This window comes from Bacillota bacterium (assembly GCA_013178125.1).
GTDB lineage: Bacteria > Bacillota > SHA-98 > Ch115 > JABLXJ01 > JABLXL01.
In genome coordinates, this window is the sequence record JABLXJ010000013.1 from 18,081 (window position 1) to 30,583 (window position 12,503).

Annotated in this window: 11 protein-coding genes; 5 read left to right on the forward strand and 6 right to left on the reverse strand. The window is 50.2% G+C overall.

Annotation, left to right across the window (positions count from 1 at the left end):
* Window positions 1–48 precede the first annotated feature (48 nt).
* Complete coding sequence (locus HPY71_11335) at window positions 49–945, forward strand: RraA family protein (GenBank protein NPV54099.1); 897 nt, start codon at window positions 49–51, stop codon at window positions 943–945.
* Between the two features lie 309 nt (window positions 946–1,254).
* Here the strand turns inward: HPY71_11335 and HPY71_11340 are convergent, their stop codons facing one another.
* From HPY71_11340 to HPY71_11365, 6 genes are all read right to left on the reverse strand, one after another.
* Window positions 1,255–2,241 carry a sugar kinase gene (locus tag HPY71_11340; protein NPV54100.1) on the reverse strand — a complete coding sequence of 329 codons (987 nt, stop codon included), beginning with the start codon at window positions 2,239–2,241 and terminating at the stop codon, window positions 1,255–1,257.
* 238 nt (window positions 2,242–2,479) lie between these two features.
* On the reverse strand, window positions 2,480–3,598 hold the full coding sequence (dgoD, locus tag HPY71_11345) for a galactonate dehydratase (GenBank protein ID NPV54101.1): 1,119 nt from the start codon (window positions 3,596–3,598) through the stop codon (window positions 2,480–2,482).
* A gap of 24 nt (window positions 3,599–3,622) precedes the next feature.
* The gene (locus HPY71_11350; GenBank protein ID NPV54102.1) at window positions 3,623–4,456 is read right to left on the reverse strand and encodes a carbohydrate ABC transporter permease; all 834 of its coding nucleotides are present in this window, start codon (window positions 4,454–4,456) and stop codon (window positions 3,623–3,625) included.
* Complete coding sequence (locus HPY71_11355) at window positions 4,443–5,330, reverse strand: sugar ABC transporter permease (GenBank protein NPV54103.1); 888 nt, start codon at window positions 5,328–5,330, stop codon at window positions 4,443–4,445. Before HPY71_11355 ends, HPY71_11350 begins: the two co-directional genes overlap by 14 nt.
* A 171-nt stretch (window positions 5,331–5,501) precedes the next feature.
* On the reverse strand, window positions 5,502–6,785 hold the full coding sequence (locus HPY71_11360; GenBank protein ID NPV54104.1) for a sugar ABC transporter substrate-binding protein: 1,284 nt from the start codon (window positions 6,783–6,785) through the stop codon (window positions 5,502–5,504).
* Between the two features lie 95 nt (window positions 6,786–6,880).
* On the reverse strand, window positions 6,881–7,720 hold the full coding sequence (locus HPY71_11365; protein ID NPV54105.1) for an IclR family transcriptional regulator: 840 nt from the start codon (window positions 7,718–7,720) through the stop codon (window positions 6,881–6,883).
* 558 nt (window positions 7,721–8,278) lie between these two features.
* On the opposite strand from HPY71_11365, the gene HPY71_11370 reads away from it, so the two are divergent.
* The 4 genes from HPY71_11370 (at window position 8,279) to HPY71_11385 (ending at window position 12,486) form a co-directional block, all read left to right on the forward strand.
* Window positions 8,279–9,247: a sugar-binding transcriptional regulator gene (locus HPY71_11370; protein NPV54106.1), complete on the forward strand. Its 969-nt coding sequence runs from the start codon at window positions 8,279–8,281 to the stop codon at window positions 9,245–9,247.
* Window positions 9,234–9,587: a hypothetical protein gene (locus HPY71_11375; GenBank protein NPV54107.1), complete on the forward strand. Its 354-nt coding sequence runs from the start codon at window positions 9,234–9,236 to the stop codon at window positions 9,585–9,587. Before HPY71_11370 ends, HPY71_11375 begins: the two co-directional genes overlap by 14 nt.
* A 190-nt stretch (window positions 9,588–9,777) precedes the next feature.
* Window positions 9,778–11,145, forward strand: a complete 1,368-nt coding sequence (locus HPY71_11380; GenBank protein NPV54108.1) for a sugar ABC transporter substrate-binding protein — start codon at window positions 9,778–9,780, stop codon at window positions 11,143–11,145.
* 387 nt (window positions 11,146–11,532) lie between these two features.
* Window positions 11,533–12,486 carry a sugar ABC transporter permease gene (locus HPY71_11385; GenBank protein ID NPV54109.1) on the forward strand — a complete coding sequence of 318 codons (954 nt, stop codon included), beginning with the start codon at window positions 11,533–11,535 and terminating at the stop codon, window positions 12,484–12,486.
* The last annotated feature ends 17 nt before the right edge of the window (window positions 12,487–12,503 follow it).

Genomic DNA, 12,503 nt, shown 5'->3' on the forward strand with positions numbered 1-12,503 from the left:
AATAGCCGTATGTGGTGTAGTTATTCAAAGAGGATGAGGTGGTGTTTCATGCGATTTAACAACAAGGAAGATATAATTCAGCTGACTCCGCTCTGGAAGGGCGAGCGCTTTGATGACGGCAGGCCAAAGGTCCCCGACGACATTCTGCGCCGGATGGAGAGGATCACGACCGAAGAAGCTTGGGCGGTTCTCTGGAAGCATAATTATAAATATCAGTTCCAGGGGGGGTGGAAAATCGTTCATCCCGACAAGGTGCTTGTCGGGCGAGCGGTAACTGCCGTCATGATGCCGATGCGTCCGGATCTGCATGACTACCTTCTCGAATATGGTCAAAAGGAAGAAGGCCGAACCGGTTTCTTTAACGCTTGGGTTATCGAAACCTTGGTTGAAAATGACGTGATGGTCGTTGATATGTTTGACAAGATTTTCGAAGGTACATTTTCTGGTGGGAACCTTTCAACCACTGTATCTTCACGGACAAAGCGTGGACAGGTAATCTGGGGAGGTATTCGCGATCTTCAGCAGGTTGTCAAGATCCCAAATCTGCAGACGTATTACAGAGGAGTCGATCCGACGCCGATTCGCGACGTGACCTTGGTCGGATTAAATGTCCCATGTAGGATTGGCAATGCCATCTGTATGCCGGGCGATGTGGTCTTTGGTACCGCATCCGGTGTCCTGTTCATCCCGCCGCACCTCGCTGAGGAATGTGTCGTAAGCGCAGAAAAGACACGACTGCGAGATATGTTTGGATTTGAAAGAATCCGGGAGGGCAAATACACGTCTGCACAGATAGACGTGGATCCTTGGCCGGAGGATGTGGAAGAGGACTTTGCCAAGTGGCGTGAGACTAATACGCCGGACGACCTCAAGCACCTTACGTGGGATGACGAGGATAATAAGGGTGACAAGGACCGTGAGAGTCACGGACCGACAAGGCTCTAGCGTTCAAATACATCAAGTTTACTTTGCTTGTTGTAAATTCCGTAGTATTTTAGCAAACGATCTTCAAAGCCTTCGGAGCGGTCGAACTCGTTATATAACTTTAATCGGCCGTAGATGGTGCCTGCGTGGGAAGATATATCGAATTAGGCCCCTGTCAGGAATCACACGGGCCTCAGGGGCCTTGATACAGGACCGGGGGAGGGGATGGAGGGGATGATGGGATGGGAGTGTTGGCCACAATATAGCAAAGATAAAAATATAATATAGCAACATGTAATATAGCAACATGGCAACGGGATAAACAGAGGGTTATCGTTTGAGCATCGCGCCGTCACCATCAATATAATTCATTACCATTTCCCGTGTTACCCAGCATATATCACCCTGCAGCGTATTTTTCAGCGCCATGCACGCATTCCCCATCTTTATAGCGAGCTCGGGACCTGATTCAAATAAACCCGCAATGAACCCGCCGGCGAAGGCATCCCCTGCACCAAGCCGGTCTACCGATGCAACCGGGGCGCGCTGTTCGGCCCCATAAACCTCGCCCTTATGTGCCGTGATGATTCTCCACGACGGGCCGTTGTTTTCGTTTGGATTGAAAATAATAGTGGCTGTGTTCACGCCATACCGGGCTGCGATTTCCAAAACAGAATCCTCGCATAGCGGGCCGTCAACCTGCAAGATATGTCGGGCATCGTCTCCCGACGCAAAGAGGATATCCACATATCGGAGAAGGGGTCTAATGGCCCGCGCGGCAGCTTCATACGACCATAAGCGTGACCGGTAATTAAGGTCGAACGCAACCAGCAGGCCTAATTCTTTTGCCTTTTGCATTCCCTCTAAAGTTATTGATTCAATGGTAGGATTGAGAGCAAGGTTTATCCCGCTGGTCAGGAAGACCTTGCTGCCCTTCAGGATGTTTTCCCACTGGTAGTCATGGCGCGAAGAGCGGCCGAAAGCAGAATCCTGCCGGTCATAGTATGCGACCGCGGGGCGAGGGGGACTCCCATACTCAAAGAAGTAAAGCCCTACCCTATCGCCATCCGTCCATACCACATTCGAGATATCAACCCCTTGCGCTCGGGCGCAGTTCGCTATAATGGATCCGAGAGGGCTTCTGGTAAGCCTGGTTATGAAGGATGTTTGCAACCCTAATCGCTGGGCGGTAATTGTGGCATTCAGTTCACTTCCAGCAACGTAGAGATCAAAGCCGCAGGCCTGTTCAATACACTGACCTTTTGGAGGAGAAAATCGCAGCATCGCTTCACCGAAGCTTATTAGATCAAAGGCCATTGCAGGACTTCCTTTCTAAGTTCAAGCTCCACAATTTCACAATTTCAAGTTCAAACCCTACAACCTTACTAAGAGTACGCTCGGAGCCTCTATCGAGGGGCTACATCCCACAATGTATCAGCACAATTTCTGAGGATGGCCACAACATATGGAGGCGGTAAGGGTTTTTGAGCAATCTCCTGGTGAATTGAAGCCATAGGATTTCTGAGAGGTTTCCCCTCGAAAACCGCAGCCCTGGTTACCAGTCTGCTACGGATCCATCGTCGTTATGATATACTCTAGGCGTATTCCACCAGCCATCATATTCCTTTTCCTTGATGGCTTGCTCGTCTAATTCGATCCCAAAGCCGGCATCTTCAGGCACCCTGACATACCCGTCCTCCATAACGAACGGTTGCTTAAGGTAGCCCTCGCCGAATGTAACTTGTTCCTGCATCAAAAAATTGGGAACACACGCATCTAATTGAAGGGAGACGGCCAGTGCAATCGGCCCCAAAGGATTGTGAGGGGCAACCGAAGCATAGTACGTCTCAGCCATGGCTGCAATCTTCTTGCATTCCATGATGCCCCCAGCGTGACATAAATCTGGCTGTAGGATCGAAGCGGCTCCCTTTTCTAGGACCTTGAGGAAACCCCACTTTGTATAGAGTCGCTCGCCCGTTGCTATAGGGATTGTAGTTGAACGCGCGATATCCGCCATGGCGTCAACGTTCTCGGGTAAACATGGCTCTTCGATGAAATAAGGGTAATAAGGCTCAAGGGCTCTAATCAACCTCTTGGACAGTGCTGGCGAAAAGCGGCCATGAAAATCTATGGCTGTATCGATCGATTTACCCACAGCATTGCGCACAGCCTTAAATTTCTCTACACATTGCTCAATGAAATCCTGGCTTTCCATGAAGTGGATAGGGGCATCGAAAGTCATCTTGATAGCCTTGAAGCCCTCTCCCACACGCGCGCGGGCATTGGTGACGAGCTCTTCGGCCGTCGCTCCTCCGACATGAGCATACATCCGGATTTTCGAGCGGCATGCTCCGCCAAGTAGTTGATATACGGGAACACCTAAGGATTTACCGAGAATATCCCACATTGCCTGCTCAATCCCACTGATCGCGCTTGTCAGCACAGGTCCGCCGCGGTAAAACCCTCCCCGGTACATTGCCTGCCAGTGGTGTTCTATAGTGCGTGGATCCTTGCCGATCAGGTAGTCCTCAAGTTCATGGACTACCGCTGCGACAGCGTGAGCGTGACCTTCAAGGATGGGTTCGCCATAGCCGATGATATCTTTGTCGGTATACATCTCGAGGAACATCCATCTTGGTTTCACCATAGTCAGTTTCAATCTGGTGATCTTCATCGACTATACACCTCGTATCATTATTTACTGTTTCACGGCACCTGCGGTCAGGCTGTTGATCAAATATTTCTGAAGGAATAAGAATACAATAGCGAGCGGGATGCTGGCTAGAATCGACACGGTCATCATGTCGTTCCAGGCTATTCGATATTGACCGATTAATTCACCGATCCCCACGGCAACTGTCTTCATCTCGGTTGTGGTAGTTAAGACAAGCGCAAACATGTACTCATTCCACCCTACCAGGAAAGAATAAATGGCCGTTGCAACCAGGCCTGGCAGGGTGAGAGGCAAAATAATACTCAGAAATGTCCTCAGCCGGTTGCAGCCATCAATTAGAGCCGCATCATCCAGCTCCTTCGGGATCCCTTCGAAGTATCCCAGCATCATCCACGAGCAAAAGGGGATAGTAAATGAAATATACACTAGGATGAGGCCGGTGTAGGTGTTGATTAGGCCAAAAGTCCTCATTAGCTTGAAGTAAGGAATCAATAGCATAATCGAGGGAAACATCTGTGTGGCCAGCAAGAAGGTAAGGAAGGCTCCCTTGCCCGCGAAACGGAATCGTGATACCCCATAGCCGGCCAAGCACGAAAATGCTAGCGAGATGATAGTGGAAACAGACACTACGAAGATGCTATTGAAAAAATACCTGGCGAGCGGGTAGTTTTTCCATATGTTTATATAATTATCCAGGGTAGGACTCAATGGAATCCATCTCGGCGGGATAGAGAAAGTCTCTTCTAACGTCTTGATGGAGGTCGAAAACATCCAGAGGATGGGTATAATCACGATAAGCGAGCTCAAGGTAAGTCCTACATAAATCAAAGGTTTCCAATCACGTTTAGTTCCCCTCATCGCCAAGCATCCTCCTGTACCCGTAACCAAATAAGAAGCAGATGAAGAAGACTATCACGGCCATTGATGCGGCTTCTCCGAATCGGAAATACTCAAAGGCGGTCTTGTAAATATCAATGCTTATAACGTTAGTAGCGTCGACAGGCCCACCTTGAGTTAGTACCCAAATTATAGTGAAATGTTTAAACCACCACACAGTATCCAGAATAAGGGAAACCACGAGCACGTATCGCAGGCCTGGCAATGTTATATATCTGAATGCCTGGATGGGGGAAGCCCCATCGATTTGGGCCGCCTCATAAAGCTCTTGCGGAATAGCCTGCAAACCCGCTAGCAGCATGACCATTATTAGTGGATAGCCTTTCCATATCGCAGCGATTATAACGGCCGGCAGAGCTGCTGATGGGCTGCCCAGCCAGGATATGGGGGCGGCGATGACATGCAGTTGAACGAGAAAATGGTTAATGAGCCCGTACATTGGGTTATACAGCCATTTCCACACCAGCGCAACGACCACCTCGGGAAACAACCACGGGGTGAGCAGAATCGCGCGAAATACTGCACGGCCAGGGATCTTCACATTAAGCATAAGCGCCAGGACCATTCCCAAGATAAAATGTCCCAGCACGGTCCAGAAGGTAAATGATATCGTAATCCGGATCTTCGACCAGAAGACCGAATCCGTTAATATTCTGAGGTAATACTTAAGCCCGACGAGATTCCATCTCGCCATGAGGTTTGTGTTGAAAAGGCTTATATACCCGCCGTATATCAGAGGGTAGATAACGAGCATCAGCATCACCAGGAAGGCGGGAAAGATGAAAAGATATCCCCCTAACTCCCTCCGGTTTGCCGTTCTTAACCTCTCCCCCATCTGGAATATCCCCCTAGCCTCATTAGCATGGCACGAGAGCATGAACGAGTTTTTGCAGCCATTTACGATTCGTATTCAATATAATCTTGATCCTATCTCTCTGATGGGGAGACACCCCGGTGCCTCCCCGGAGTTGAACATTGAGGCCGATAGACTACTGAGAACGGTAGATTATTGAGCGCGACGGATAGCCGCCCGGATCTTTTCTCCGGCTTTCTTTGCAGCCTGCTCAGGGGTAGCCTGACCGGTTAATACCGCCTGCACGGCCTCGCCTTCAATATCAATTATTTCCGGGTAAAAAGCTACGTTTGGAACAGCCTCCGCGTAGTCCATTGCCTTGACAAAGCCAGCATAGACGGGGCCTGAAATCTGGGGCTCCTTACCCGCATCAATACGGCATGGCATACGTCCTGTTACCCGGTTCCATTCTAGCAGGTTTTCCTTGCTAATAAGATATTTGAGATACTTTACTGCAGCATCTTTATGTTTACTCGTCTTAGAGATAGAGAAACCGTAGACTCCCAGGAAGGAAACGTGTTTTTCCTTTTTAGGCACAGGTACACTATAGATTTTGCCGGCTAGTTTTGGATTCCGCGCAAGTATGCCGCCTATGGAATGCGGGCCAGTTATCATCATGCCGGTTTTTTCAAGGGCCATCAACTCAAGGGCTTCAGCGTAGCTTACCTCGGTCGGTCCCGGGGGTACGACATGGTCTTTTAAGTATAAATCAGTGAAGAAACGCAGCGCGTTGATTCCCTTTGGACTATCCACATCGGTAACCCAATTCCCGGATGTATCCCGCCGAAGCTCATATGCTCCGAAGGTTTTCAAGATGCAATTATAACGCGACATGGCTGAGTCATTACGGGCGCCGAGCATAGCGAAACCCCAGCGGTCAACCTTGCCATCGTTATTGACATCTTTGGTAAGCTTCTTAGCAACCGCTACGAAGTCATCCCAGGTTTGAGGAGCCGCTAACCCTTCGGCTTTGAACCAATCACCACGATAAAGCAGGGCGAGTGGTGTGCTAAACCAAGGAATAAATTGAAGTTTTCCATTTAAACTTGCTTCGCGGATTGCGTTGGGATAAAACCCTTTAATGAAATCCGGCCCCAATAGTTCGTCTAGATCTTCCACTATTCCCAGGTCGGCAGCTTGTGCAACGAATTGTGGCACATTCGTAAAGATATCCGGCATATCTCCCCCAGTCGCCAGGGTAGTTATCTTTGCATAGACATTGTTCATCGGGACCCCGATGAATTCTATCTTGATATCCGGATTCTTCTGCATGAACTCTTCAGCAATCTGGCGTTCTACGTTTCCCTCGGGCTTCTCCACAATGGTCGTTGAAAGCACCCTCAGTGTTATGGACGCTGCATATGACTGGAAATTTAAAGCCGTAAGTATAAGGAAGATAACGAACAGAGATATAGTCATAACCTTATGTTTTTTCATTGCCGTAATTCTCCTTTCTATAACGAAAACGAATAACCTAGCCAGTTCCTGGTGGTTTTGGAATTTAGCTGTCTTCAGAATCTCTCAGGAGCTGTCTACGCCTTGGAAGCTGCGCCTGCGAGAGGTGTTAGAGATGTTAAATTAGGTAAATACCCAAGCTGTTCAGAGATCCGTACGGCAGCTCCTTTGACCTTTTCTCCCAGGTCAGATGTTATTCGTTCAAGGCTAATACGAAAAGCCGGACCCGATATGCTCAGGGCGCCGATCACGCGCCCTGTGTTATCATAAATAGGGGCACCTGCACAGCGAACCTGTTCCTCATTCTCCATGTCATCAATCGAATAACCTCGAGCTCTCGTTTTCGCTATCTCCCTCCTCAGTTGCTCGACATCGATAATGGTGTTAGGCGTATGGTGCCTCAACCCGCGGCGAATCACCTCCTCCATGAGCTTTTCTGGAGCAAAGGCCAGTATGGCCTTGCCAAGTCCTGTACAGTATAATTCATTTCTGCCCCCAATCTGGGTATGGGGACGGATGGGCAGGGGACTATTGACTCGCTCCAGATAGGCTACCTCCAAGCCTTCTAGTATCCCAAGATAGATCGTTTCCTTTGTGACTTGACATAACTCTTCCATGATGGGAAGGGCGATCTTACGTAGGTCCTGCGCTTCCAAGAAGATGTTACTTAGCTCGACCACCTTGAAACCTAGCTCATACATACCGTCCACAGAATTCTGGCGTATCAAGCCATAAGACTCGAGGCAGGCAAGGTAACGATAAACCGTTGAGATGTTGAATTTGGTTGTTTTAGCGAGTTCTCTTAAACTAATCCCTTTGTGCGTTGTCTTTACATGATCGGCTACAGCCTGCAACACGACGAGGGCTTTGCTTACGGTAGAATCGACCAGCTTCTCTTTTGTCGATTGAGTTGCCATAAGATTGATCCCCTACAAGTCCAGGTTATTTCATATGGTGAAATAACATTTTATATATTAATCATTCGATGTGCATCCCCATATTCCTGCTTTAAGAAAGCTAAAATTTCCGAATCCAAATATCAACCGATTGAGCAGGGTTCTTGAAGGCCATCTGCATTTATTTAATTCAAAAGGTAAGCGCACAGTAATGTATGTAACTAGGCTTCACCTTATAGTGATATTTACAACGCCCCCTTTGAAAAATAGACGCATCCGTCCGGGAGATTTTCATCCATCTTATGGTGCCGCCTGGGCGACATGGAGGTCCATTGGGAAAAGTGGCGAGGGATCGACCAAGCGTTAGGGGCTGAAGCGATAAGTAGATTAAGAGCAAGAGTAAATGTATTAGACGAGTCGGTTCGCCCGAATATAAAAAATTGTCTTAACAGTAGGAGGATAATACGCAAAATTGCCGAATATATAGTTTGAACAATTGCAAGTTAATTGAGCAAGTGCACGAATCTTAGCGGAGCGGAACGCAAAAGACATATAGGCTGTAGGTGGCGGTGCGCTGCGATGGCTCGATCTGTAAGAGATGAGCGAAGGCTGAAGGTTGATATAGCACGTCGTTACTATTTGGATGGGGCAACTCAAACGGAAATAGCCGAGGCGCTTGGCTTATCTCGCATGGCCGTTCAACGCATATTGGCGCAGTGTCGGAAGGAGCAGATCGTGGAGATTACGATCAAAGATCCCATTTGCAATTGCCTGGCCTTGGAGGATGAGGTAAAAAGCCGTTTCTCATTGGTGGACGCCGTTATTGTCAATTCGCCTGCGGATCCGTCCCTGCTCCAGAAGAATATCGCCCGTTTCGCGGCTCGATATCTGACAGAGCATCTCACGCCCGGTATGACTATAGGGGCGGCGTGGGGTAGGACGGTGTTTCAGATGATGCAGTTTCTGGAACCCCGCCCCCAGCCTGATCTGTGCCCAGGCCTGCGCGTCGTATCGTTAATGGGATCACTGAGCACTTCTCTGGTTGTTCATCCCTATTCTATTGTCAACAAGATCGGGGAGGTGTTCAACGCCGAGGTGTATTACATCTCCGCCCCTGCGGTCGCCAACCTTCCCGAAACCAGGAATATATTTCTTGCAGAAAAATCCGTTCAGGCAATCTTGGACCTGGCCAGGCAGGCCGATATCGCTGTGGTGGGAATCGGCGACGTGGGCGAACGTGCAACCCTGCTACAGACTGGTTACCTGACGCTCACGGAACTCAAGGAACTGGCCGGGCGGGGAGCGGTGGGTGAGATCTTGGTATGGCATTACGATATAAATGGTTCCCTCGTGGAATCTCCCCTATCCCCCCGTATCGTCGGGTTGAGCCCGATAGAGCTGAGACAGATCAAGAGGGTGATCGGCGTGGCGGGTGGGCCGGAGAAGGTTAAGGCGATCCTCGGGGCCCTCCGGGGGCGCTACATCAACGTCCTGGTGACGGACGAGGAGACGGCGCGGGAGCTTATGAACCTCGATAGCCATCTATAAGGATGAGATTCCGATTGCCCTCGCCGAACTCGGGGCTATAGTTGGCAGCACAATTCCCGTGGCGCCATATATCACCTTTGCAACCGCCGCCCTGGCTGAGACTGCATACCGCGTTATGGGGGATAGACGCGCGGTGGTATTGCGAAATCACGGTGTCGTTACAATCGGCGAAGACCTGAGAGATGCTATGGCGGTGGCGATTGTGGTCGAAGATAATGCGGTTGTCTACTGGCTGGCGTCCCAGATCGGAGAGCCTTCTACAGTGCCCTATGAGGAGGTGCAAAAACTGCGGTCCCTCTACCTGAGCCGGTATGGCCAGGTGGATGACAGGGGCAGATAGTCGGATGGTTGGCTCGTATGAACTCCGGTAGGGCCCGGTGACAAGTAGCGAAGGGGGTGATGGGAAGCAGGCGGAAGGATGTGATGCTTGGGGTTGCTGTGGAATTTGTTGCAGGGCAGCTTAAGGATTCTGCAATAGAAGTTAAAGTCAAAATAATTAAATAATTAAGATGATATGGAGGCGCGATGAAATGAGGAAAACACGAGTTGTCTCATGGATTGCATTGGCGCTAGCGCTGGCGTTGGTGTTCGCCTGCCTGACCGCGGCGAGCGCGGCCGAGAAATTTAACTGGAAGAAATATTCAGGGGCCAAAATACGTTTGTTGCTCAACAAGCATCCGTATACTGAGGCGTTGCTGGGAGACCTGAAGGCCTTCGAGGACTTGACAGGCATCAAAGTGGAGTATGATATATTCCCCGAGCAGAACTACTTCGATAAGGTGACCATCGATCTATCGAGCGGATCCGGGTCATACGACGTATTCATGACTGGGGCGTACCAAGTTTGGCAGTACGCGCCTCCAGGGTGGATGGAGCCCCTTGAACCCTACATTAACGATCCCTCGATGACAAATCCGGATTACGACTGGGAAGATATATACCCCAATCTGAGAAAGTCTGACCAGTGGAATCTGAAGCCTGGCAACCCCCTCGGGAGCGGGCACCAGTGGGCCATCCCATGGGGCTTTGAGGCCAACGCCTTGATGTACAGGGTGGATCTATTTAAGAAATACGGGATCGCGGTGCCGGAGAGCCTGCCCGCGCTCTATGAGACAGCCAAGAAGCTGAATAACATTGATGGCTCTGGAATGGCTGGCATAGTTGTGCGCGGCAGCAAGAACTGGGCGACAATTCACCCGGGTTTTATGACCCAGTATGCGAGCTACGGCGCAAGAGATTTCGATGATAAGCTTAACGCCGTTATGAATAGCCCCAAGGCTGTGGAGATGACCGATCTGTGGGTGAAGATGGTTAGGGAAGCCGGGCCCAAGGCTTGGACGACCTACACCTGGTATCAGGCGGGCTCGGATTTCGGCGCCGGAAAGGCTGCTATGCTCTTTGATGCGGATATCCTGGGCTACTTCCAGAATGTACCCGGCGCGTCCGCCTGCTCCGGCAAGGTAGGCTGGGCCCCGGGTCCCAAAGGCCCTGAGGGAAAGCTTGTAACCAACATGTGGATATGGTCGCTCTCCATGAGTGCGAAGTCCAAAAATAAGGGGGCTGCATGGTACTTCATGCAGTGGGCGACAGGCAAAGAGCACCTAACAAAGGCTGCCGTTGACTTTGCAATGGTGGACCCCGTAAGGAAGTCCGTCTGGGAGAATCCCAAGTTCATAGCTAAGATGAAGGAGAATTATCACTTCTACGAGACGTTCCAGGCTATAATCGATAATTGCTCAATCCTGTTTACGCCACAACCCAAATTCTTCGAGACGACAACCGAATGGGCAGCGACGCTACATGACATCTACTATGGCGAAGATGCAAAGAAAGCCCTGGATAAGCTGGTCGCCAAGATCAATCGCATGATGACCCAGGCCGGCATCCGAAAGCCATAACCCTGAAGTTAGTTGTGGCCAGGGAATTCGGGAGCCGTAATGTGGCCGATGTGATGCAATGTGATGTAGCGTAATATGATGTGATGTCATGTGATGTCATGAACTAATAGCGTATCAGGTGCCTCGGCTTCCGCCTGGCACCGTGCTCCTGACTCTAACATTAACTCTGTTATTAACCCTGTGGTCAAGTCAGGTCAGGATGGAATTGGGGCAAAGGTCGGCCGGTTGACGCGCTGAGCTGGTATCTGGCGAAGCCGGGGCGCCTGGAGGTATGAGGTATGTATATGAGGTAGGTATGTATATAGAGTATGTAAAGTACAGATTACCAAAGCAGGCACTTAAGTGGGGCTTAACTAGACTTGAAAAGGGCGGGGTTGATATATGACAATGACTCGCTATAATGCGTCAGCCGAATCAGCCATTCAGCCCGGGCAGTTTGCACCGGACCCACGCGACCTGAGGCCGCCTTTGTCCGTTAGGGCCCGACCTTACTTGATCATACTGCCGGCGCTCCTGTTAACGGTGGGCATTCTCTACCCGTTTGGCCTCGCCGTCTACTATTCGCTGACCAATTATACATTGAGCAACCCGAATTATTCATTTGTGGGCTTCCTCAACTATACGATGCTCCTGACAGACCCGGAGTTTTACCACAGCGCTAAAGTCACGCTGGCGTACGCATTCAGCGCGACGGTAGTGGAAACGCTGCTTGGCCTGGGCGTCGCGCTCCTGCTCAACAGGGAGACGCGCCTGGCGAAAGCGCTTCGCACGGTGATGATCTTTCCACTCATGATCGCCCCGGTTATCGGCACATTGATATGGAAGCTGATGATGCAGCCCAGCGTCGGCATCCTGAATTATCTGCTTGGTTTTATCGGCCTTTCTCATTTCGAATGGGCGGCGGCACCGCAGAGCGCCCTGTTTTCGGTGGTGCTGGTGGATGTCTGGATTTATACGCCGTTTATATCGCTTTTGCTGTTGGCGGGCCTTCAATCCATGCCTAAAGAACCCTTTGAGTCCGCCCGGGTTGATGGCGGCTCCGCCTGGTTTACATTTAAGAATTTAACCCTTCCCATGCTTGCGCCCTTTCTTCTCATAGCTGTCATATTCAGGCTCATAGATTCTTTGAAGATGTTTGATGTAATCTACGCGATGACGGGAGGAGGCCCGGGTCAGACTCTAATGAACTTTCCCCTCCAGGCATATTATTACGGAATCCTTTACATGAATCTGAGCTACGGTCTGACCTACATGATCATTCTTTGGGCTATTGTATACCTGATAAGCCAGATCCTGGTGGTATATTGGGGCAAAGCCCAGCAGCGTGCAGCAGGCTTCTAGCTACCCGACTTCAGGCA